At 62.6% G+C, this 20,999-nt stretch carries 21 protein-coding genes; 7 read left to right on the top strand and 14 right to left on the bottom strand.

The genetic code is table 11. The annotated features are described in order from the left end of the window. Window positions 1-19 precede the first annotated feature (19 nt). The 3 genes from ABD884_RS12820 to ABD884_RS12810 are packed head-to-tail and all read right to left on the bottom strand — an operon-like array spanning window position 20 to window position 1,841. A complete protein-coding gene (locus ABD884_RS12820; RefSeq protein ID WP_345046140.1) occupies window positions 20-973 on the bottom strand; it encodes a hypothetical protein in 954 nt (317 codons plus the stop codon). Beyond that, complete coding sequence (locus ABD884_RS12815; protein WP_345046139.1) at window positions 970-1,677, bottom strand: cytochrome b N-terminal domain-containing protein; 708 nt, start codon at window positions 1,675-1,677, stop codon at window positions 970-972. The genes ABD884_RS12820 and ABD884_RS12815 overlap by 4 nt, the downstream gene beginning before the upstream one ends. After that, window positions 1,674-1,841 carry a hypothetical protein gene (locus ABD884_RS12810; RefSeq protein WP_345046138.1) on the bottom strand — a complete coding sequence of 56 codons (168 nt, stop codon included), beginning with the start codon at window positions 1,839-1,841 and terminating at the stop codon, window positions 1,674-1,676. Before ABD884_RS12810 ends, ABD884_RS12815 begins: the two co-directional genes overlap by 4 nt. 164 nt (window positions 1,842-2,005) lie before the next feature. Between ABD884_RS12810 and ABD884_RS12805 the strand changes: the two genes are divergently transcribed. Next, entirely contained in the window at window positions 2,006-2,449 is a 444-nt protein-coding gene (locus ABD884_RS12805) for a pyridoxamine 5'-phosphate oxidase family protein (RefSeq protein WP_345046137.1), read from the top strand. A 41-nt stretch (window positions 2,450-2,490) separates the two neighbouring features. On the opposite strand, the gene ABD884_RS12800 is transcribed toward ABD884_RS12805, so the two are convergent. Then, window positions 2,491-2,934 carry a pyridoxamine 5'-phosphate oxidase family protein gene (locus tag ABD884_RS12800; protein ID WP_345046136.1) on the bottom strand — a complete coding sequence of 148 codons (444 nt, stop codon included), beginning with the start codon at window positions 2,932-2,934 and terminating at the stop codon, window positions 2,491-2,493. A 208-nt stretch (window positions 2,935-3,142) separates the two neighbouring features. On the opposite strand from ABD884_RS12800, the gene ABD884_RS12795 reads away from it, so the two are divergent. Then, window positions 3,143-3,394, top strand: a complete 252-nt coding sequence (locus tag ABD884_RS12795; protein ID WP_345046135.1) for an SHOCT domain-containing protein — start codon at window positions 3,143-3,145, stop codon at window positions 3,392-3,394. 23 nt (window positions 3,395-3,417) lie between these two features. Here the strand turns inward: ABD884_RS12795 and ABD884_RS12790 are convergent, their stop codons facing one another. The 3 genes from ABD884_RS12790 to ABD884_RS12780 all read right to left on the bottom strand — a co-directional run bounded on the left by ABD884_RS12790 (window position 3,418) and on the right by ABD884_RS12780 (window position 9,619). Then, the gene (locus ABD884_RS12790; protein ID WP_345046134.1) at window positions 3,418-5,853 is read right to left on the bottom strand and encodes an HAD-IC family P-type ATPase; all 2,436 of its coding nucleotides are present in this window, start codon (window positions 5,851-5,853) and stop codon (window positions 3,418-3,420) included. 39 nt (window positions 5,854-5,892) lie between these two features. Then, on the bottom strand, window positions 5,893-8,319 hold the full coding sequence (locus ABD884_RS12785) for a phosphoketolase family protein (RefSeq protein WP_345046133.1): 2,427 nt from the start codon (window positions 8,317-8,319) through the stop codon (window positions 5,893-5,895). A gap of 97 nt (window positions 8,320-8,416) precedes the next feature. Continuing rightward, window positions 8,417-9,619: an acetate/propionate family kinase gene (locus ABD884_RS12780; RefSeq protein WP_345046132.1), complete on the bottom strand. Its 1,203-nt coding sequence runs from the start codon at window positions 9,617-9,619 to the stop codon at window positions 8,417-8,419. 177 nt (window positions 9,620-9,796) lie between these two features. On the opposite strand from ABD884_RS12780, the gene ABD884_RS12775 reads away from it, so the two are divergent. Further along, window positions 9,797-10,585 (top strand): universal stress protein, encoded by a 789-nt coding sequence (locus ABD884_RS12775; RefSeq protein ID WP_345046131.1) that lies wholly within the window; start codon window positions 9,797-9,799, stop codon window positions 10,583-10,585. Between the two features lie 31 nt (window positions 10,586-10,616). Here ABD884_RS12775 and ABD884_RS12770 read toward each other — a convergent pair whose 3' ends face one another. From ABD884_RS12770 to ABD884_RS12745, 6 genes are all read right to left on the bottom strand, one after another. Further along, window positions 10,617-11,078 carry a universal stress protein gene (locus ABD884_RS12770; protein WP_345046130.1) on the bottom strand — a complete coding sequence of 154 codons (462 nt, stop codon included), beginning with the start codon at window positions 11,076-11,078 and terminating at the stop codon, window positions 10,617-10,619. Window positions 11,079-11,123: 45 nt separating this feature from the next. Then, window positions 11,124-13,046: a heavy metal translocating P-type ATPase gene (locus tag ABD884_RS12765; protein ID WP_345046129.1), complete on the bottom strand. Its 1,923-nt coding sequence runs from the start codon at window positions 13,044-13,046 to the stop codon at window positions 11,124-11,126. A gap of 25 nt (window positions 13,047-13,071) precedes the next feature. After that, complete coding sequence (locus ABD884_RS12760) at window positions 13,072-13,713, bottom strand: NADPH-dependent F420 reductase (protein WP_345046128.1); 642 nt, start codon at window positions 13,711-13,713, stop codon at window positions 13,072-13,074. A gap of 27 nt (window positions 13,714-13,740) precedes the next feature. Then, entirely contained in the window at window positions 13,741-14,808 is a 1,068-nt protein-coding gene (locus tag ABD884_RS12755) for a zinc-dependent alcohol dehydrogenase family protein (protein ID WP_345046127.1), read from the bottom strand. A gap of 52 nt (window positions 14,809-14,860) precedes the next feature. After that, complete coding sequence (locus tag ABD884_RS12750) at window positions 14,861-15,325, bottom strand: pyridoxamine 5'-phosphate oxidase family protein (protein WP_345046126.1); 465 nt, start codon at window positions 15,323-15,325, stop codon at window positions 14,861-14,863. A 66-nt stretch (window positions 15,326-15,391) separates the two neighbouring features. After that, entirely contained in the window at window positions 15,392-15,862 is a 471-nt protein-coding gene (locus ABD884_RS12745; RefSeq protein WP_345046125.1) for a pyridoxamine 5'-phosphate oxidase family protein, read from the bottom strand. Window positions 15,863-16,034: 172 nt separating this feature from the next. Here ABD884_RS12745 and ABD884_RS12740 point away from each other — a divergent pair, with 172 nt between their 5' ends. After that, entirely contained in the window at window positions 16,035-17,753 is a 1,719-nt protein-coding gene (locus ABD884_RS12740; protein ID WP_345046124.1) for a sensor histidine kinase, read from the top strand. 3 nt (window positions 17,754-17,756) lie between these two features. Here the strand turns inward: ABD884_RS12740 and ABD884_RS12735 are convergent, their stop codons facing one another. Continuing rightward, a complete protein-coding gene (locus ABD884_RS12735) occupies window positions 17,757-18,455 on the bottom strand; it encodes a response regulator (protein WP_035741854.1) in 699 nt (232 codons plus the stop codon). A gap of 193 nt (window positions 18,456-18,648) precedes the next feature. Here ABD884_RS12735 and ABD884_RS12730 point away from each other — a divergent pair, with 193 nt between their 5' ends. The 3 genes from ABD884_RS12730 to ABD884_RS12720 all read left to right on the top strand — a co-directional run bounded on the left by ABD884_RS12730 (window position 18,649) and on the right by ABD884_RS12720 (window position 20,985). Then, entirely contained in the window at window positions 18,649-19,161 is a 513-nt protein-coding gene (locus tag ABD884_RS12730) for a universal stress protein (protein WP_345046123.1), read from the top strand. 5 nt (window positions 19,162-19,166) lie between these two features. Then, the gene (locus ABD884_RS12725; protein WP_345046122.1) at window positions 19,167-19,529 is read left to right on the top strand and encodes an SPW repeat domain-containing protein; all 363 of its coding nucleotides are present in this window, start codon (window positions 19,167-19,169) and stop codon (window positions 19,527-19,529) included. A gap of 70 nt (window positions 19,530-19,599) precedes the next feature. Next, complete coding sequence (locus ABD884_RS12720; protein ID WP_345046121.1) at window positions 19,600-20,985, top strand: MBL fold metallo-hydrolase RNA specificity domain-containing protein; 1,386 nt, start codon at window positions 19,600-19,602, stop codon at window positions 20,983-20,985. Window positions 20,986-20,999 lie beyond the last annotated feature (14 nt).

The raw sequence follows: 20,999 nt of genomic DNA, 5'->3' as shown, positions 1-20,999 counted from the left end.
TGGCTGGTTGTGCTTGCCGCTACCGGTGCTTGTAGTAGTCCCGCCAGATCAGTCGGTGCACGGGTATGCGGCGCGGCAACGACCTGAGTCCGGGGATGAAGGGCACCAGGGTCAGGAGGAGTGTCAGGATCACCATGGAAAACACGACGAGGACATCTGCGTTCGGAGATGATTTGAACGGTTCCACTTGGTAGAGGGCTGAGAACAGCCACAGCCATGACTGGCCCGGGTAGTTTCCGGTTTCATTCATCATTCCCCATTGGTCGCCTGTCAGATGCTGGGCGTCGGCGAGACCGGGGAAGTAGCTGCCGTCGCCGAGGAACAAAATGCTGGCTTTGTAGTCGGTGTTGTAGAACGATCCCTTGGCGCTCAACACAGGATCCAGCGCGCCTTGCTGTGCCATGGCCAGGAGGGCCGAGGTCAGAGCCGGTACCGGGCCGTAGTCGCCGGGGGACACTTTCGCCGGGTCGTTGTCCGTGGCTTTGCTGAGTGCGTCCGTGTAGGCGGCAGTCCAAGCGGTCCGCTGGGCATCACTTGCCTTGGTCCAGTCGTCGATCGCCGCCGGGGGTGTCGGGAGGGTTCGGAGCGGACCGATGACGAAGTCGTTGGCTGTGTCAATCGGGAGCCGAACGCCCGAAAGGCTCTGCAAGTCGATCGGGCCGAGTTTTTGCGAGGCATCCGGCGTCGAATTGTAGGGTGGTCCGTACCCGGCAGTGTCGCTGGTACCGCCAAGTTCGGCCGTGGCTGTTGAGACGAAGTCCGCGGGCTGGGCCATAGCCCAGGATTTGAGGGTCACGCTGGGGTCGTCCGGCGAGCTGAAGACTGCGGAGAGCCCGAGGACAAGCAGACCGACAACGACCACTCCAACAACGAGTTCCTTGAACAGATCGTATTCACGCAACGTGCCGGACCATGGCCTGCTGGCGATGTCGTTACGCGTGCGCCACGAGGTCGACACCGGGGACTTGGTCATTTCTGGTTCTCGCTCTCGGTGGCCGCGTTTGGTGCCGTTGAGATCAGCTGGGCGTCGGATGCCGCAGCTTCCAACGGCGGCACCACTCCGTGCATCCGTACAAGAACAACATGCAGGGCGACGACGACGGCGACGGCCGCTGGAAGGAGCGTGATGTGCCACATAAGTATCTGGCCCAGATCGGCCACGTTGAACCACGCTCCCACCCCGACGGCGTTGAGCGCGTCTTTTGCCTGGAAAGCAATCCATTGCGAGTCAAAATTTGTTTGAAGCAGGTACCCGGTAAACGCCGTGACGATCGAGACGACGAACGCGAGCATCCCGGTAATCCACGTCAGCACGCGCCCGCCCCGCCAAGCGGCCATCCAAAATTTACCCCAGAGGTGGATCACCATGAACATGAAGAACAGTTCAACGCTCCACAGATGGGTGCTGTTGATGAAACGCCCAAAGGCTGAGGCATGGAACCACGTGGGACCATTCAATGCCAGTATGGCACCGGAACCGAGGATGTAGACGAACGCGGCAACGGCGCCCATGCCGAAGACGTAAATCCACGACGATACGTAGCTAGGCTGGCCCTCCGGAAGGAGCTTGTCCGGCGGGAGCCGGCGCAGGGCCCAGCCGCGGGCTTTTCCTGTCCAAGTGGAAAAACGCGGTTCACCGTCGCCAGCACTCGAAAGCGGGCTGTGATCGGCGGTCATTTCCGGCTTTTTCGGCCAGGGAACGGAAGGACCAAGGCAAGAATGAATAACACGAGCATCGTGGCAATGACTACCAGATTGCCGAATTGGATCAGGAAGTCACCCCACTGGAAATAGATTCCGGGATCTGGCATTCCAGCATCCGCCGGCTTCATTCCGAGCATCACGGCCTCTTTCGGTGAAGGCGAACCTTTGGCGGGAAGCTTCCCGTAGAAACGACGCTACAAGCTTGCTGACAAACAGGCACGGGTCGAACGGCCCTATTGAATGGTGCCCACTGCGTGCATGCTGGAAAAGCCCGGGTAGGCGACCATTGAAAGGATGCACCATGACACCGGATACCGAGGACCCCGTAGAAATCCTGAATGAGGAAGAATGCTGGAAAATCCTTTCGGACGCAACGTTGGGACGATTGGCACTGAGCATCGCCAACGAACCTGAGATCTACCCCATCAATTTCGTCGCCCACGGCAGGAAGATTCTCCTCCGCACAAATCCCGGGGAGAAGCTATTCGCACTCACGATAAACGAGAACGTTGCGCTGGAGACCGATGGGGTAGGCAGCCAGTCCGTCTGGAGCGTCGTGGTGAAAGGAAAAGCGCGGCAACTGGACTCTGGTGCAGAAATTGAAGCGGCAGAGAAGATCCCGCGCCAACAAATGACCTCCGTGAGGAAACGGGTCTTTGTCGAGATTGTCCCGACATCCGTCTCGGGGAGACGGATTCACCGCGGACCGGAAAACGACGAGCTGACCGCTAGCGACTTGTACTGAACAACATCTTCTGCCTGAAGAGATCCGAAGCTACCGATGGCTCACGTCAGATGCACGTGGCGTCCGCTGACCCGGTCCGCTTGGATCCGGATAAAGAGATTCCGTGCTCCGCCGGCCCATGGCTCTGCCATGACCTTTCCCCAGAGCCGGGTCAAAAGATCCTCGTCCTCAACGCGGGAAGAGGCCCCGCTGACCAAGACCGACCAACCCTCGCTCCGATCGGCCCGTGAATCGTCGATTTGAAAGGTCGACTCGGGTGACGGGACCGCCCCGGCAATGGATCCATCCCCGGTAGTCCGGAAGTAGATGGATTGGCCATCAACCACATAGTTGACCGGCAGGATCACCACCCTGCCCTGTTCGATGAAGCCGAAACGGCCGGTGGCCTTTGAACGGAGGAGTTCCCAGCATTGTTCTTGGCTGAGTTCTTCCGCAACGTGCAGTCCGCCGTCAGCGCGGCCTGGATCCATGCTGGGGAGGGACATGTCTGCTCCTGTTGTCTAGATCTAATACGTGGATCAGGATTCGAAACGCGGAGTTTGAAGACTAAGCGGCTCCCTGAAGACTATTGAGGGGCTTTCTCCCGGTGTAGGGCCGAAAGACCCGGAGAGGTGACCAAATGCCCTGTGGGAGGGGCCCGAAACGAGCGACACTGGACTCGGAGTTGCAATCCAAACCAAAGGGAAATCGGCCATGATGTATGGATGGAGTGGAGGCATCGGCGTCGGCGGATGGATCGCCATGGGGCTGATGATGCTGCTGTTCTGGGGTGGAATTGCCACTCTGGTGATCCTCCTGCTGCGCGGGAACCACGCCGGTGGGCGAAGCTTTTACAGGCCACCTGATGATGAGTCCGAGCGTATCCTCAATGAGCGCTTCGCCCGGGGTGAGATCGACGAGACCGAGCTCACGGCAGGCCGGGCTGCATTGAGGCGCCGGCAGTGAGCACGTTCCCCACCAGGTCCGGGTTAGCTCCGCGCGTCTCGCCGGTTGTGGAGCCGGTGGAGGGCGCCGATGGCGAGCATTCCTGTGAGGGCGCTGCCAAGGGACGCCAGGAGTAGATCGTTCGGAGGCCATTCCAAGCCGAAGAAGTCTTGGAGGAGGGGCACGGTCAGCGTAAAGACCAAGCCGAGGTACATCGCTCCGATGATGATTGATCGCCGCAGGTTGAGCGGGAGTGAGATGGCTGTCAGTATCCATAGGCCCGTGAGTGAGAGCGTGAGAACGGAAGCGGTCCGGGCGGCATCAGTTGTGTAGCTTCCGACGTCGGTGGCGTAAACGTTGACCGCAAAAACGGCCGCAGCGACGACCAGCCCAGCGGGCACGGCGAATGAGAGGGAGCGCTTAAGAAACCCAGAGGTGTAGCGGCGGTTGTTGGGCATGAGGGCGAGGAAGAACGCCGGGATTCCAATGGTGAGGCCGTCCGTTGCGGAGAGTTGGCGTGGCAGGAACGGAAATTCCCACAGGAGTGATCCGAAGGTGACGGAGAGGGCGATGGCATAAGCCGTTTTGCTGAGGAACAGGACCGAAACCCGTTCGATATTGGCGATGACGCGTCTGCCCTCTGCGAGCACGCCGGGAAGTCTGTCGAAACGCCCGTCCAGGAGGATCAGGCGGGACACCGCCTTGGTGGCGGCCGCAGCCGAGTCCATGGCAATGCCGATGTCGGCCTCCTTGAGTGCCAGTGCATCGTTGACACCGTCCCCGGTCATCGCGACAGTGTGGCCTCCACGTTGCAACGCAAGGACCATGTCCCTTTTCTGTTCCGGGGTGACGCGCCCGAAGACCACATTGCTCTCCAGTACTGCCAGCATCAGGTCCGGGTCCTTTGGCAGTTGCCGTGCGTCGTACCCGTTTTCCGCGTCGAGTCCGAGCTCACGTGCGACGGCAGCGACAGTGCGGGGATCGTCGCCGGAGATGATTCTCACATCCACGCCTTGGTCTTGGAAGTAGGCGAGGATCTTCGCCGCGTCCGGGCGCACTTTCTCCCGGAAGGTCAGCAAGCATATTGGCGCACAGCCGGCAGGTGGTTGCTCCTCCCCGGCATCCTGTACGGGCAATGGTCCCGGCAAATAGGCCAGGACCATGGTGCGTAGCCCGGACGAAGCCAGGGATGTTGCGTCCTCAAGGGCGCGAGCTGTGCCTAGGGTGCCTTCGCGAAGGACGATCTCCGGAGCGCCCAGTATCCATGTGCCGGAGACGAAGTGGCCCCCACTGAAGGTAACCGCGCTCCATTTCCGCGCAGAAGAGAATGGCGCCGTCGAGGTCGGGCGGAGGCTGCCGCCGGACGGGAAAGCGTCGGCGAGGCTGCGGGCGGTCGCATTGGCCTGGGGATCTGCACCAAACCAGCCCAGAACCTGTTTCCAGTCGTAGTCCAGCGACGGCGCAACTTCATGTGCTGCGTCGAACACGAGCCTGCCTTCGGTGAGGGTGCCCGTCTTGTCCAGGCAGAGCATGTCCACGCGCGCCAGGCCTTCCACGGCTGCCAACTCCTGGATCAGGACGTTCTCACGAGCCAGCCGGATCCCGCCAACCGCGAAAGCGACGCTGCTCAGGAGCACCAGGCCCAAGGGGATCATGGCGATGACGCTCGCGACCGCTCCCACGGCCCCGCTCCTCCAAGTGCCCGTTGTGATGGCCTGCTCCCAACCGCCGTTGGCCTGCATCTGACCGTTGGCCACGAGGAGGACCACCGGGAGCAAGAGCCACGTGACCCAACGGAGGATCCTCTTGAGACTGTTGCGAATCTCGGAGTTGACCATGGAAAACCGCTTGGCCTCGGCGGTCATCTTGCTGGCAAAGGAGTCGCTGCCGACGCTGACTACGCGGGCCTTGCCGTGCCCGGCCACGACGGTGGAGCCGGAGAGCACTTCGGATCCCGGGCCCTTGTTTACGGGGGCTGATTCACCTGTCAGGAGCGATTCGTCGATTTCCAGGCCATCGCCGTCGACGATGGTCGCATCTGCTGGCACCTGGTCGCCGATGCCCAGCAGGAGGACGTCGTCGCGGACGATCTCCTGCACGTCAATGTCCTGCGCGATGCCATCGCGGACCACCCGGGCGGGGGAGGCATTGAGAATGGCAATCCGGTCCAGCGCCCTCTTGGCCCGGTATTCCTGAACGACGCCAATGAGGAAGTTGCCCGCAGCAGTTAGTCCGAAGAGTGCATCCTTCCATTGGCCCAAGAGAAGCAGGAGCACGAAGCTGCAGCCCACGATCGCGTTGAACAGCGTCAGGAGGTTCGTCCGGACGATCTGCCACAGGGTTCTGCTTGAACTGAAGGAAGTCCTGTTGTCCAGTCCTGCTTCGGTTCGGGCCGTGACCTGGGCGCTGGATAGCCCGGAGCCCATGGCTGGGTAACGCACGCCGGTGCGAGAATGGCTCAGGCCTGGCTGCTCGGTCACGGGTTGTCGCACTCCTTGAGGCTGGCGTCCGCTCGCGCGCTAGGGGAGATGCGGTGTCCAGGCCCAGTCCCGGATTTCCGGGAGGTCCTCGAAATGCTCCCGGATGTATCGCGTGTGTGCCTCCAACCGCGTACGGCAGAAGTCGACGAGTTCATCCGCGCCCACCACTTGCCGGTGAACACGCCGCAGCGCTTCAAGGACCAGATGGTAGCGGCTCATCTGGTTCAAGACCACCATGTCAAAGGGGGTGGTGGTGGTTCCTTGTTCGTTGTATCCGCGGACATGGAACCGTTCGGGGCGGGGTCTGCCATGCAGGAGTTGGTGGAGGGCGCGGGCGTAGCCATGCCAGGCCATGATGACCTCTCCGTCGGCCGTGAACAGTGCTTTGAACTTCTCATCGGACAGGCCGTGGGGATGGGTGTTGCGGGGTGGAAGAACCATGGCATCCATAACGTTGACAACACGGACCACCAGTTCGGGCAGGTGCTCTTGCAGTAACCAGGCTGCAGCCAGGGTCTCTTCGGTGGGGATGTCCCCGGCGCAGGCCAAGACGACGTCGGGATCGGCTCGGCCGGCGTGCGGTTCCTCTTGTCCGGTCGGTTCTTCGTTACCAGCCCAGGACCAGATGGACGCTCCTGCCGCGGCGTGCCGCCGTGCCTCTTCCAGGGTCAGGTATTGCGGGTGCGGCTGTTTGTCCACGACCACCAGGTTCACGTAGTCCCTGCTGCGCAGGACGTGCTCGGCGGTGACAAGAAGGGTGTTCGCGTCCGGCGGCAGGTAGATGCGGGTGACGGTCCCCGAGAGGGACAACACTGCGTCGATCAGTCCGGGTCCTTGGTGGCTGAATCCGTTGTGGTCGTTGCGCCAGCAGGTGGAGGTCAGCAGGATATTCAGGCTCGGCACGGGCCCGCGCCATTCAAGTTCCCTTGCGTGCTGGAGCCACTTGGCGTGTTGGATGGTCATCGAAGCGCTGACCATCGCGAAGGCCTCATAGCTTGCGAAGAGGCCATGGCGGCCAGTGAGGAGGTAGCCCTCGAGCCAGCCCTGGCAGAGGTGCTCGGAGAGGACTTCCATGACCCTGCCTTCGGGTGAGACATGGTCTTCGGCGAGGGGATGTTCACCTTCCCCGGCAGGTTCCAGAAGGCAGCGGTCGGTGGCCTCGAAGACGGCACCGAGCCGGTTGCTGTTGGTTTCGTCCGGGCAGAAAAGCCGGAACCGCGGGTTGTCGGCGGTGGCGAAATAGATGTCCCGGAGCAGTTCTCCCAGGGGCCTGGTGGTTTCATGGACCATCGACCCCCGCGGGGCCGTTGCCAGTGCGTACTGTTCCAGGTCGGGAATCTCAAGGGCAGTGACGGTGCCGCCTCGGCTCACACCGGATGCGCTCATGCGAAGGCTGCCCTCCGGGGCGAGTGCGGCTAGTTCGGGGACGAGTCGGCCCGTGCTGTCAAAGAGGGTTTCGGGCCGGTAGGAGCGCATCCAGGCCTCCAGTTGGGCCAGGTGTTCGGGATTTTCGCGAACGTTTGCCAGGGGCACTTGGTGGGAGCGATAGGTTCCTTCGATGGGAAGGCCGTCGACGATGCCGGGACCGGTCCACCCTTTGGGTGTCCGCAGGATGATGGCGGGCCAGGGTGCAGGACGGTGCACGCCCTGGGCGAGCGCCTGGGCTTGCAGTTCGCGGATGCGCCCATAGGACTCGTCCATCGCGGTGGCCAGGGCGCGGTGGACGAGGTAGGGGTCCTCGCCCGAGACGGTCACCGGGTCCCAGCCATGGGCCTTGAGGAGGGCTTCGACGTCTTCATTGGATTTCCTGCCCAGGACGGTCGGACCGGAGATCTTGTGCCCGTTCAGATGGAGGATGGGCAGAACGGCGCCGTCGCGGGCCGGATTGAGGAAGGATGGCGCCTTCCATGATGCTTCCAGTGGGCCGGTCTCGGCTTCGCCGTCACCGATGACGCAGGCGATGATCAGCCCGGGGTTGTCCATGGCCGCGCCCGTGGCGTGCATCAGGGAGTAGCCGAGCTCGCCGCCTTCGTGGATGGACCCGGGAGTGGCAGGTCCGACATGGCTCGCGATCCCGCCTGGCGTCGAAAATTGCCGGACAAGGCGGCGGAGTCCCTGGAGGTCCGTCCCCACTTTGGGATAGATCTCGGAGTAGGTGCCCTCAAGGTAGACGTTGGCGACGACGGCGGGCCCGCCGTGGCCCGGACCAGCGACGAACAGGACTTCCGCTGAAGTTCGCCTGATTAGGCGGTTCAGGTGGGCGTAGATCAACGATAAGCCCGGGCTTGTTCCCCAGTGGCCCAGGAGCCGGGGCTTGATGTGGCGCGGGAGCAGCGGCTCCGTCAGCAGAGGGTTTTCCTGAAGGTAGATCTGGGCCACGGTAAGGTAGTTGGCCGCGGACCAATACCGGTGCAGCAGCTCGAAGTCTTCGTTCGCAGGTTCTGTTTCGGCGGGTCCGCGTTCCATGGGTTTGTCTCTTCCGGGTCGAGGGCGTGCCGAAGGCACGCGTATCTGGCGCGTTGCCTTGTCTGGTCTTCACAGTGCCAGAGCGCCGTCGGAGTGGTTAGGGCCTTTTGGCCCTAGGCCATGCTTCGATTTCATCGGGGCTCTGGTTCGCCGGATCCTGCGAAAGCACGACGGCGGCTGTCGCCTCCGCGATGGCGCGTTCCTCGTCGCTCGGTAAGGCCAGGACCGGAAACGCCGATCCGTCGGTGCTGATAAGGCGGGCACCGGCTGCCGCGGAATGGTTCCTGTCCTCGTCGATGAAGAGGCCGAGGGGCCGGAGCAGTGACATGACCCGGGACCTGAACGGACTGGAATGTTCGCCGATTCCGCCTGTGAAAACCAGGGCCCCGGCCCCGCCGACCACCATGCTGTAGGCGGCGATGTATTTTGCCAGCCGGTAGGCGGCCATGTCCGAGGCAAGGATCGCACGGGGATCCCCGCTTTGCACAGCGTCCTGAATCGCGCGCATGTCGGCTGATCCGGCCAGTCCCAGCAGGCCTGCCCGATGGTTGAGGAGCTCGTCCACCTCGTCCAGGCTGAGGCCGTGGCGCTGCAGCAGCGTGACAATGGACGGATCGAGATCACCGGACCGGGTACCCATCACCAACCCTTCCAGAGGGGTCATGCCCATGGACGTGTCGGCGCTGCGGCCGTTTTTGACGGCGGTCACAGAGGCGCCGTTGCCAAGGTGCGCCACCACAGCATTCAGCGAGTCCACTGGTACTCCCAGAAACGCCGCTGTGTCGCGGGAGGCCATCTCTACGGAGATCCCGTGGAAGCCGTAGCGTCGGATCCCGTGTCGCGTAACCAAGTCCTCCGGAAGGGCGTATCGGGAGGCATACTCGGGAATCGTGCGGTGGAAAGCCGTGTCGAAAACTGCCACCTGCGGAGTGTCCGGCCAGCGCTCAGTCGCGGCACGCATGCACGCCACGCTTGCCGCGTTATGGAGCGGAGCCAACTCTTCCAGTTCCTCGATAGCTCCCATAACGTCTGGAGTGACGCGGACCGGAGAACTGAAGCGATCTCCGCCGTGGACAACTCGGTGACCGATGGCGTCAGGGCGTGTTCGGCCGGTAAAGTCCCAGATGGCGGCGTCGATAGTGTCGTAGACGTCTCCCAGGAAGCCGGGATCCAGCGCGTCCCCTTGCTTCCCTTCGACAACGCGATCCAGCAGGACACCCGGCACCGCTTCGGATATTCCGCTCCGCCGCAGCTGGAACTTCAGGGACGAGGAACCTGGATTCAAGACAAGGATCAGCACACCGATGTCCTTTCGCGAAGATCACACAGCATAGGGGTTTTGGGACGCAACACTCCTCGAGGACCATAACCCGGCAATTGCGTTCGCCGGGAGGGTCTTCCGGCCCTTGCCCGGTGCCGGCGTAGCCGACGACACTGGGGAGAGATTGCTGCGGGTTCCAGGAAGGCACGTGCGCTAGTGAACAAACAGATCATTGTTGGTGTCGATGGGTCCGCGATCGGCAGTGCTGCCACGGACTGGGCAGCTGAACGGGCCCGTGATCTTGGTTTTCAGCTTCATCTGGTCCACGCAGTTCCTGAGCCATGGGCGTTTCCGGAGGAAGGCCGCCACGAGAACGCGATGGCGCAAGCCAAGGACCTGCTGAAAGGAGAAGCGGCGCGGGTCGCCGCACGGATTCCCTCCCTGGATGTGGTCACGACGCTGAGTTCCGGAGAACCGGCCGAGACTATGCGCAAACTTTCCGCAGGGGCCGAAATGGTCGTTGTGGGAACTGACAGGCACCCTGACAACCATGGCGAAGGATTCGGTTCGGTCAGCTTTCAAATTGCGGTCATCAGCCATTGCGCCGTAGCGGTTGTCCCCGCTCCTTCACCCCATGAGTCGTCCGGAGTGGTGGTTGGCGTCGACGGCTCAGGTGATTCCGATCTCGCCGTCGAGCGGGCCGCCAGCGAGGCACAGCGAATGGGACAGGAACTCGTGATCCTCCATGCAGGCGAGCCTGATGGGCGGGTGCTGCTGTCGGCAGCGGTCCAGCGCCTGGCCGAGCAGCACCCGGGCCTGCTCGTACACGAGATGCTGGACTTGGAGCGCGCCCCGGCCGAGGCGCTCCTTGAGGCCGGAACCCGTGCGCGGCTGCTGGTGATGGGCTGCAAGGGAAGGGGCGGGGCACGCGTGCTCGTCGGCTCCGTGGCTCAGCACGTGCTGCTTAACGTGCAGTGCCCGACCCTGATAACCCGCCCCGCCTAAGGCGTGAGCGCCGCACCGTAAGCGATCGGACTTATTTCTCCTGGTCGTTCTGGCCTACCAGCAAGACAGGGCACTGTGAATGTGCCGCGCATGCCCGGCTTACCGAGCCTATGGCCTGTCCCAGGAATCCGCCCTCTCCGTGGCGGCCAACGATGAGGAGCTGGGCATTCCGGCTTTCCTCAACCAGGACTTTGGCGGGCGCGCCGAACCTGACCGTAATGCCCACATTCTCCGGTCTGTCTGCGTCAAAAGCCCGGTCCAGCGCCTGTTCCACCAATTGCCTGGCAGATTCTTCCAATTCTCCCGAGAATTTGGTCATCCCGGTCTCCATGCGCGAAGAGAAAAAGAGATCCGGCATGCCGACACAAGTGATTACTTCCAGCGGCGTGTCCAGCCGCTCACTCATCCGTGCTGCCCATCGCAATGCTGCTGATGAGTATTCGGAGCCGTCCACGCCCACGATGATCCGATTCGACGATGGTTCTGTGTTCATTATTCCACCCTGTCTAGAGAGGGGTCTGTGGGCTAGGGTCGAAGGTCACGGCTTCGTTTTCGGCCCGTGCAAGGAAGCCGGCGGGAGAGACCGTTCAGGACCAACCGACACAGTGTCTCGCTCGGTGTGCCGGCTTGAAGATTGTCGGCCTTGTCCCAATGCCCGGAGCGCATTCAGGATCGTGGCGAGATCCACCAGTTCCTGGAGGAGGGCGCCAGCCACGGCCGGGACAAAACCGAAAGCTGCCATGGCCATCAGCCCGACGCTGAGGAGGATGCCGGTCCAGATGCTCGTGCGCGCGATATGGATGGTGTGCCTGCCGATGTCGACGGCGGCGGCCACCTTGGATAAGTCATCGAGCATGATGACGACGTCGGCCGACTCGCTGGCCGCCGTTGCTCCCTTGGCACCCATCGCTATCCCGACATCGGCTGCGGCGAGGACAGGTGCGTCGTTGACTCCGTCGCCGACCATCATCACTAGGCGCTTGTTCAGCCCAGCGACGGCGGCGACCTTGTCGGCAGGCAGACAATCGGCCAGAACCCGGGTTATCCCTGCCTCTTCCGCGATATGTTCCGCGGTGGATGGGGTGTCGCCGGTCAGGAGCATGGTCTCCTGCACGCCCAGCCGCCGCAGCTGCTCCAAGGTGGCCACCGCGTTTTTCCGCAAGGGGTCGCTCATGATAAGCGTTCCGGCGAAAGCTCCGTCCACGCCGACGTAGATCGCAAGTTGTCCGCTGGCCAGATCTGCCCTTTTGAAGCCGCTTGTTGCCGGGCCAACGAAGGAAGCTTTGCCCACCACCACGGTCCGGTTCCCGCATACTGCGGTGACCCCCTGGGTGGCGTGTTCGTTGGCGCTGCTGACAGGAAGCAGAGACAGGCCGCGGGATCGTGCGGCATCAACCACAGAGGACGCCAGGACGTGGGAGGAAGACTGTTCAGCGGACGCCGCGAGTTGGATTAGCCCAGCGGCGGAAATGCCGGAGGCGGCCGGGGAGACGTAAATGTCCTGCAGCGTGGGGCGCCCCTGCGTGAGCGTGCCGGTCTTGTCGAAGACCGCCGTCCTGACCCGTGCCAGTTGTTCGAGGGTACCTGCATTCTTGACGATGATCCCCGAATGGGCTGCCCTGCTGGTGCCGGCGAGGAAGGCCACCGGCGCGGCGATCAACAGAGGACACGGTGTCGCAACCACCAGTACTTGGGCAAACCGTTCTGGATCGTGGCTGATGAACCAGGCGATCCCGGCCAACAGGATGGCAAAGACCGTGAAGGGCACGGCATATCGGTCCGCAAGCCTGACGGTGGGTGCGCGGCTGGCCGCGGCTTCTTGGACCAGGGCCACGATCCGGCTGTACTGGGAGTCTGCGGCAGTGTTGCTCGCAACCAGGCGAATAACTTCCTCGCCGTTGACAGAGCCGCTCAGCAGCGTATCCCCCCTGACGTGTTCGACCGGAAGGCTCTCGCCGGTCAGGGATGATTCGTCGAAAGCCCCTGCTGCGGAGAGCAGGCGTCCGTCTACAGGGATGATTTCGGAGGGTTTGACCAAGAGGGTGTCTCCGGAACGCACCATCCCCACGGGCACCTCTTCCACGGGCTTGCCCGGGGTCTCACGGTGGGCTGTCCGGGGCGCCCGTTCGAGGAGGGCCTTCAGCTCGCGCGTGGCCCGGCCGTGGGCAAATTCCTCGAGGGCATCCCCGCCCGTGAGCATGAGCACGATGATGAGCGAGGCGATGTATTCCCCGACCAGGAGGGTACTGACAATGGCCATCACCGCCAGCAAATCGATGCCCCACCGTCCCCGAAAAAGGTCGCGGAGCATGGACACGGCTCGGTAAGCGGCCACGGCCAGGGCATAAATGGTTGCTGTCGACTGGGCAGCCGGCACTTGGCCGACGCCCAGCAGGACCCCCACGCACGCTCCCACGAGGAGCGTGGCCGCTACGAGCGGAAAACGCAGGATCGTGGTCACGGGACCCGCCTCTCCTGGGTGCTCCTCAGGGAAGGAGCTTCAGGGAGGTGTCCCAGTTGAAGTGAAGGTGTTGTGGGTTGACCTGGAGCCCCATGATGACGAGCATGAAGGCCTCCAGCTCGCGGGCGCGGCGCAGCGGGCCGACGTCGATGGGCCGCAGCCCTGAGGCGGCGACGACGGCGCTGACCTGCACTTTTGCATCCTCGGAATCGCCTGCGATGAACACATCCAGGGGTTCGGATCCCACGGCACCTTTCTCCAAGGGGCCGGCGAAGCAGGTGTTGAAAGCCTTGACCAGATCGGCGTCCTCCGGGAGGAGGGCAGCCGCTTCTTCGGCGCCGGAGGTGCCGTAGGGAATTGTCAATTGATCGAAGTTTGAGGGGTCGACAGTATTGCTGATGTGAACTACAACCTTTCCGGAAAGCTGGCCGGAGTAGGACCGGACGATTTCCAGGGCGGAGCTGTGAGGCAGGGCCAGGATCACGATGCCACCCTCGGGTGCGTCCCCGTCGGTTGCGGCGGTTGCCCCTGCTCCCAGGAATTCAACCAGGGCCTGGGTCTGTGTGGGGTTGCGGCCGACGATCTGCACGGACTTCCGGGACTGGATCATGCGGACGCCGATCGCACGGGCCATGTGCCCGCTTCCGACGATGGTGATATCTGACATTTCAACGGCTCCTTCTGTTGCGGTCTTTTAGTGGTGGAATTCTCGGCTGAGGACGACCTTCAGGGCGTGTGTTTCCGCTGCCCTTGAGAAGGTGTCGTAGGCATCGATGATCTGTGCCAGGGTAAAGTGGTGGGTTGCGAATTTTTCGGCGGTGATCTTGTGCTGGGCGACCAGCCGGAGCAACATGGGGGTCGTGTTGGTGTTGACGAGGCCCATGCTGATGTTGATGTTGCGGATCCAGAGGTCCTGAAGGCGCAGTTCAACGGATTTGCCGTGAACGCCGATGTTGGCCACATTTCCGCCGGGGCGCACGAGCCGCAGCGCCATGTCGAAGGTGTCCGGTATCCCGACGGCTTCGATGGCTACATCCACGCCTGCGCCATCGGTGTAGGACATTACGTCACTGATCCACCCGGGGTTTTCGGGGTTCACGACTTCGGTTGCCCCGAATTCCCGAGCCCGGGCCAGCCGCCCTTCGTCTGGGTCGATGGCAATGATGGTGGCGGCGCCGTAGAGGCCTGATGTGGCCATCGCAGCCAGGCCGATAGGGCCGGCTCCGACGATCGCGACGACGTCCCCTGGCTTGATGTGACCGGCCTGGACTCCGATTTCGAATGCCGTGGGCAAAATGTCGGAGAGCATGACGGCTTGGTCGTCGGTGACGCCGTGGGGCAATTTGTAGAGGGAATTGTCGGCGTAAGGGACGCGCACGTACTCGGCCTGGGTGCCATCGATGAGGTGGCCGAATATCCAACCGATTCCGGCTTGGCCTTCCTCTCCCGAGCAATGTGAGTAGAGGCCCTTCTTGCAATTGCTGCAATGGCCACAGGATTTGATGCAGGAGATCAGGACGCGGTCTCCGGTCCTGATCCCGGTGACTGAGGAGCCCACTTCGGTCACCGTTCCGACGCCCTCATGCCCGAGGACCCGCCCCTCCTGAACGGCAGGCACATCGCCTTTGAGAATGTGCAGGTCGGTTCCACAGATCGTGGTGGTATCGATGCGGACTATTGCGTCGGTGGGGGTGATGATGCGCGGATCCGGAACGTCAGTCCAAGACTTGTTTCCGGGTCCGCCATAGACGAGTGCTTTCATGATGGTCCATTCAAGGAGTCAAACGGTACCGTCGGCGATGCCGGCAGCAAAGTTAGTGGAACAATTCGGATCGGGCATCCCACACGGGAGTGTTCCAGATATCGGGCCGGTTGACTTTGAAACGTCGACCCGTGACGGCATCCAAGTCCAGCCGCAAATAGTGGCTCTTGTTACCCGGTTGCCAAGGATCCAGGTGGAGGGCATCGGCGGCGGCTTTTTCCTGCCGGTCGACGATGAGGTGCACCTGGCCGCGGACCACGACGCTCCACGCTTTCCCGGAGCCAGCATCGAAGCCATCGATTTCCAGCGCGCAGGCGTCCCGCATCGAGCTCCAGAATTTCGTCCCGATGCCTGTCCGGAAGACGATGGAGCCTTGGTCCGCGACGTAGTTCACCGGGAAGATGTCTGGATGGTTCTCAACAATCACGGCCAGCCTGCCCACGTTGGCTTGGCGTAGCAGCTCAAAGCATTCGTCAGGGCTTAGTCTTTCAATCGGATCCGCTGATTGAGGGTTCATGACCCTGACGCTACCGGCGGCTGTCCGCCGTCGTTAGGGGCTTTAGACCCGAGCAACCGCCCACGATCATTCAAGGCCGGCGCGGGTCGCGTCGTCGAGGGGACTCCACCACGTCAGGGGAGGGGTGACTGTGAAGCGGCGCCCGGTGATCGACGTCGGGACGATGCGGATAAAGTGGTCTTTGCGGCCCGCTTGCCACGGGAAGAGAAGCAGCCCGATGGTATCCAGAACTTCTTGGGTGAGCTTGATGGCGACAGCTTGCCCTTTCACCACCACACTCCATGCAACCCCGGTGTCGGGGTTGACGCCGTCGGCCTCCATCGCCACGGGTGTTTCGCCCAGGGCCGAGTGGAGTTTGGTTCCTTCCCCGGTCCTGAAGACGAGGGTTCCGTGGTCCACCTTGTAGTTGATCGGAAAGATGTCGGGGTGGTCTTCCACCCAGACGGCGAGGCGTCCCACAGAGACGCCGCGCAAGAGTTCCCAGCACTGTTGAGGTTGCAGGACCTCTGGCTCTGGTGTTGCGGGCTTGTTCGTCATGTCGCAGAGGCTACGCCGGGGTATGGGCGGGAAACAGGGCACAAAGACCCTCGCCACGCAACGCGCCATCTGGAGGAACACCGGTCTCGGGAGTAGTCTGGCATCGGATACGCCACCTGCCACGACACGGGTTACCTGCCCTGCGTGGGCTGTACCGCTCGAAAGGCAGTAGATGAACGGCTCCATTCCAGACCCTGTGCGGGCTGAGCATACGCCCGTCACCGGGATCCGAATCGAAGACCTGCTCAGGGACTTCCTAGCCCGTGCCGGCGAGCTTGTCGATGCCCAGGAGCACATGCGGGGGCTCCTGGAGGCGGTTGTCGCGGTCGCTGAGGACTTGAGCCTTGAGGCCGTTCTGGACAGGGTAGTCAATTCCGCATGCCGTCTGTTGCACGCCCGCTACGGTGCGCTGGGGGTCATCGGTGACGACAGGTCGCTCAGTCATTTCATCACGGTCGGGGTCGACGAAGACTTCGCAAGTCGCATCGGACCGCTACCGACCGGGCACGGTGTCCTGGGCCTGCTGATCAGCGAACCCGCGCCGCTTCGACTCCATGATTTGCGCCAACATCCCAAGTCCTCTGGGTTCCCCGAAAACCATCCACCGATGAAGTCCTTTCTTGGTGTCCCGGTGCGGGTCCGTGACGTCGTTTTCGGCAATCTGTACCTGACGGAAAAAGAGGGCGGAGGTGACTTCACCCCGGAGGACGAGGATCTCGCTGTCGCGTTGGCCGCTGCTGCCGGGGTGGCCATCGAGAACGCTCGCCTCTATGAGGATGCCCGCCGCCGGGCGTCCTGGCTCGAAGCGTGCATGGACGTGACGGGCCGGATGCTCGGCGACCAGCGGGTGGTCGAGCCGGACAATGTCGAGCTTGACCTGATTGCCGACCGTGCTTTACAGGAATCGGGATCCCGGCTGGCCCTGATCCTGGTCCCGGATGGTGGTGTCGGTTTGTACAGCGTCGTGGGAGTTGCAGGAGCGGACAGAACAGAATTCGCGGGGAACATCCTGCCCATGGATTCTGCCGCCATCAGGGCAGTCGCTGCCACGGGCGTCCCCGCCTGCATAGACGACGCGGGAGACATCCTCGGCCCGGTCGACGGCGTGGCCAAAGGAAAACTCCTGGCGATCGATCTCAGCGCCCAAGGCTCCCATCATGGTCTCCTGCTGTTGGTCCGTTCGCCTGGAACGGGGCCGTTCGCGCAGACGGATGTGGAGATGGGCGCCGTCTTCGGCTCACATGTGGCCTTGGCTCTGGAGCTCGACCGAATCCACCGGCTCCGTGAGCAGCTGATGGTCTTCTCGGACCGGGATCGCATCGCCCGGGACCTGCACGACGTCGTCATCCAGCGCATCTTCGCAGCTGGACTCAGCATCCAAAGCCTACGGCGGTTCACTACCAGCGAACCTGCGTTGACCCGGATCGATGCGGTCACAGTGGAACTGGACGAAACCATCCGGGATCTTCGAAACACCATCTACTCCCTGCGGGCCAGTTCAGGGGAGCAGGAACTGCTGAGCAGCCGCATACTGCAGACCGTCCGCAATGCCACCAAGTCTTTGCCCTTCGCCCCGCACCTGACGCTCAACGGGGCTGTCGATTCAGTGCTCGACGACCGAACCGTCACCAACACGCTCGCGGTCATCTCCGAGGGCCTCAGCAACGCGGTCCGCCACTCGCACGCCGAAGCGATCAGCGTTTCAGTGTCGGCTGGGAACCGCACGTTGACCCTCATCATCGAAGACAACGGGAAAGGCTTCAGCAATCCCATACCCGGGAGCGGCCTGATAAACATGAAACAACGGGCCCAGGAGCTTGGCGGTTCATTCGAGGTCACCGGAACGCCCGGGGAAGGGACCATCCTGGTGTGGTCGATTCCCCTCCGCTGAACGTCAGTGCCCGGCTGCGGTGTCCGGTTCTGCTCCCTGCGCAATGTAGACAGCGGCCTGGGTGCGACGTTCAAATCCCAACTTGGCCAACATCGAGGACACATAGTTCTTCACGGTCTTCTCGGCCAGTAGCATCTGTTCCCCGATCTGCCGGTTCGTCAGGCCCTGGCCTACCAGATCCAGGACCCGTCGTTCCTGGGGTGTCAGCGAAGATACCCTGGGATCCACCCGCTGAGGCTCTATGAGGCCCTGGATAATTTTCGCTTTCACTGCCGCATCAAACAAGGACTCGCCCCGCGCAGCCCGGCGAAGCGCACCGAGGAGGTCAGTGCCGCCGATCTCCTTCAAAACGTACCCCGCCGCGCCCGCTAGAACCGCTCCACGAAGGGCTTGTTCGTCGTCGTAGCTGGTCAATATCAAGCAGTTCAGCGTGGGATCCACGGAGCGCACCTCCCGGCACACTTCGATGCCGGTGCCGTCGGGCAACCGGGCATCCAGCACCGTCACATCCGGGTGCAACGCCGGAATGCGCCGGGCAGCCTCCTCCGCGGAACCAGACATTCCCACCACCACAAAGCCTTCGCCTTCCAGCAGTTCCTGCAGTCCCCGGCGGACAAGCTCGTGATCGTCAAGGACATAGACGCGGATTGGTGGCGCACCAAGGACCCCAGCGTCGCTTTGGGGTGAGACGGGGCGTTCCATGATCCTCCTGTCCGGCAGCCGTGGCCGCAGTTGCACGGGCCCGCCATGGTTGCCCGGCTATGTCATTGTTCACCGCTAGCCAACGGCAAACAAGGGCCGAAGTACCCAGACGGATGCCATGACTTTCGGCCCTGTTTGGCGGCGACTTTTCTGCCCATTCTTAGAGAAACAGAAGGAACCGGGAAGGAGCATCATGGCCACGCGCACCCGGCCGGAAAAAATCATCGTCGGTGTGGACGGATCCGATGCCTCCATCGAGGCCCTGCGCCAAGCCTACCGTCTCGCATCGGCGCTGGGGGCGAACGTCGAAGGCTGGATCTGTTGGGATTTCCCCGCGGGCCATGAGGCTTACGAAATGATGGGGAGGGATGGATTCAGCCACCAGGCATCCGAAATCCTTCATGACGCCATGACCAAGGCCTTCGGCCCGGAACTGCCCCGGAACGTCCATACCAGGCTTGTCCTTGGCCGTGCCCGGCAGTCGCTCATCGACGCCAGCCGATTCGCCTCCTTGCTCGTGGTCGGACGGCGCGGACACGGCGGGTTCAATGGACTGTTGCTCGGCTCCGTCAGCGCAGCCTGCGTGGCCCATGCTCTCTGCCCCGTTCTCGTCGTGCACGAGCCAGAGTCAAAAGAACCTTCCAAGCCCCGTCCCGGCACGTCCGAGGCGGTCACCAGAAACTCCCAACCGATCAAAGGAGCATGATCCAGATGAAGAAGTGGATACGTTGGCAGGACTGGACGGTTATCGCCGCCGGAGCCTATGCCGCACTCTCGGTGCTGTGGACAAGGCAAGGTGGATCGTCCACAGCCTTCATGATCATTCTTGGCGTCCTTCTGGTCGCCGCTGGAGTCACCAACCTTGCCGTGCCCGGGATGCCGGCAGCGGAATGGGCCCAAGCCGCATTCGCCGTCGTCCTCCTCCTGGCGCCATGGCTTGGAGGCTTCGTGTCCATGACAGGCGCCGCCTGGAGCGCCTGGATTCCCGGCGCGGTCGCCTTGGTTGTCACGGCGTTGGCGATCAAGCCCAGCACGGAGGAATACCGTCACCATCACGTGTTGCCGGCCCCGTAGCCGTGCAACTCCGGACCGGGCATCCGGCCACCGCCGGATACCCGGAACTGCCGACAGGGAGGAGGCCAGCATGAACAGCACCCACCCCGCCCGCCTGCGGTTCTTGGGTGCGACGGACACCGTCACCGGTTCCCGCTACCTCCTCGAATGCCGGGACACGCGGGTCCTGGTCGATTGCGGCCTCTTCCAAGGCTACAAACGCCTCCGCGATCGCAATAGGAGCCTCTTTCCCGTTGCCCCCGGTTCCATCGATGCCGTGCTGCTTACGCACGCGCACCTGGACCACACCGGATACGTTCCGGCTCTTGTCCGGGACGGTTTCACCGGACCGATCTATGCAACTCACGGGACCAGCGAATTGTGCAAGCTCCTGCTTCCGGACAGCGGTCATCTTCAGGAAGAGGAAGCCCGCTACGCCGAGCATCGAGGCTCCTCGGTCCATATTCCGGCTCTTCCGGTCTACACCGCAGCCGATGCGGTCAGGTCCTTGAACGCCTTCGAGCCCCGGGATTTTGATGCCCCGCTTGATCTTGGAGACGGCATCGAGGCCACTTTCCTCCCGGCCGGACATATCCTTGGCGCTGCCCAGATCCACATCAACGTTGATGGGCATTCCGTGCACTTCACCGGAGACCTGGGGCGTGCCGCCGATCCCCTGATGTTCCCACCCCGCGAGCTCGAGGCCACCGATACCCTCGTGACCGAATCCACGTATGGAAACCGGGTCCACCCGGAGCAGAACCCGGAGACCGAGCTCGGCGCAGTGGTCTCCCGCGTCGCCAAGCGCGGGGGAGTCATCCTGATTGCCGCGTTCGCCGTCGGCCGCGCAGAAACCCTGATGCTCCACCTCTCCCGGCTCCGTCGCCAAGGGCTAATCCCGGACATCCCGATCTACCTCAACAGTCCGATGGCCATCGACGCCTCTTACATGTATCGGCAGCACCCTGATGAACACCGCCTCCTCGTTGACGAGTTCGAAGATATGTACAAGCTGGCCACCATGACACGTACCGCCGACGATTCCAAGCTTCTCAACCTGAGGCGAGGCCCTATGATCATCATCTCCGCCAGTGGCATGATCACCGGCGGACGAATCCTTCACCACCTTGAGGCCTATGGTCCGGATCCGAAAAACGCTCTCATCCTCAGTGGCTACCAAGCCGGGGGAACCCGCGGCGCGGATCTGGCGGCCGGAGCGAAGGAACTCAGAATCTACGGCCAAGACGTCCCGATACGGGCCGAAGTAATACAAATTGAAGGATTCTCCGCGCATGCCGACGGCGAGGAGATCATCCGTTGGATGCGCACAGCGGCCCGAGCCCCGCAAATGACTTACATCACCCACGGTGAACCTGATGCCTCCGAGGCCTTGCGTCGCCGCATCAAACGTGAACTGGGCTGGAACGCCCGGATCCCCGAATACCTCGAAGCAATTTCGCTCGACAATCCGCACTAGCAGCAATAAATCCC

The sequence above is a fragment of the Arthrobacter methylotrophus genome (genome assembly GCF_039539965.1).
Classification (GTDB): Bacteria; Actinomycetota; Actinomycetes; order Actinomycetales; family Micrococcaceae; genus Arthrobacter; species Arthrobacter methylotrophus.
Note: the sequence above shows the minus strand (reverse complement) of the source record. Positions and strands in the feature narration are given on the sequence as shown.

Excerpts from the sequence above, each read along its gene's own strand:
- ABD884_RS12820 (WP_345046140.1), bottom strand. The coding sequence starts at position 973 with ATGACCAAGTCCCCGGTGTCGACCTCGTGGCGCACGCGTAACGACATC.
- ABD884_RS12815 (WP_345046139.1), bottom strand. The coding sequence starts at position 1,677 with ATGACCGCCGATCACAGCCCGCTTTCGAGTGCTGGCGACGGTGAACCG.
- ABD884_RS12810 (WP_345046138.1), bottom strand. The coding sequence starts at position 1,841 with ATGCTCGGAATGAAGCCGGCGGATGCTGGAATGCCAGATCCCGGAATC.
- ABD884_RS12805 (WP_345046137.1), top strand. The coding sequence starts at position 2,006 with ATGACACCGGATACCGAGGACCCCGTAGAAATCCTGAATGAGGAAGAA.
- ABD884_RS12800 (WP_345046136.1), bottom strand. The coding sequence starts at position 2,934 with ATGTCCCTCCCCAGCATGGATCCAGGCCGCGCTGACGGCGGACTGCAC.
- ABD884_RS12795 (WP_345046135.1), top strand. The coding sequence starts at position 3,143 with ATGATGTATGGATGGAGTGGAGGCATCGGCGTCGGCGGATGGATCGCC.
- ABD884_RS12785 (WP_345046133.1), bottom strand. The coding sequence starts at position 8,319 with ATGGAACGCGGACCCGCCGAAACAGAACCTGCGAACGAAGACTTCGAG.
- ABD884_RS12770 (WP_345046130.1), bottom strand. The coding sequence starts at position 11,078 with ATGAACACAGAACCATCGTCGAATCGGATCATCGTGGGCGTGGACGGC.
- ABD884_RS12760 (WP_345046128.1), bottom strand. The coding sequence starts at position 13,713 with ATGTCAGATATCACCATCGTCGGAAGCGGGCACATGGCCCGTGCGATC.
- ABD884_RS12755 (WP_345046127.1), bottom strand. The coding sequence starts at position 14,808 with ATGAAAGCACTCGTCTATGGCGGACCCGGAAACAAGTCTTGGACTGAC.
- ABD884_RS12750 (WP_345046126.1), bottom strand. The coding sequence starts at position 15,325 with ATGAACCCTCAATCAGCGGATCCGATTGAAAGACTAAGCCCTGACGAA.
- ABD884_RS12745 (WP_345046125.1), bottom strand. The coding sequence starts at position 15,862 with ATGACGAACAAGCCCGCAACACCAGAGCCAGAGGTCCTGCAACCTCAA.
- ABD884_RS12740 (WP_345046124.1), top strand. The coding sequence starts at position 16,035 with ATGAACGGCTCCATTCCAGACCCTGTGCGGGCTGAGCATACGCCCGTC.
- ABD884_RS12735 (WP_035741854.1), bottom strand. The coding sequence starts at position 18,455 with ATGGAACGCCCCGTCTCACCCCAAAGCGACGCTGGGGTCCTTGGTGCG.
- ABD884_RS12730 (WP_345046123.1), top strand. The coding sequence starts at position 18,649 with ATGGCCACGCGCACCCGGCCGGAAAAAATCATCGTCGGTGTGGACGGA.
- ABD884_RS12725 (WP_345046122.1), top strand. The coding sequence starts at position 19,167 with ATGAAGAAGTGGATACGTTGGCAGGACTGGACGGTTATCGCCGCCGGA.
- ABD884_RS12720 (WP_345046121.1), top strand. The coding sequence starts at position 19,600 with ATGAACAGCACCCACCCCGCCCGCCTGCGGTTCTTGGGTGCGACGGAC.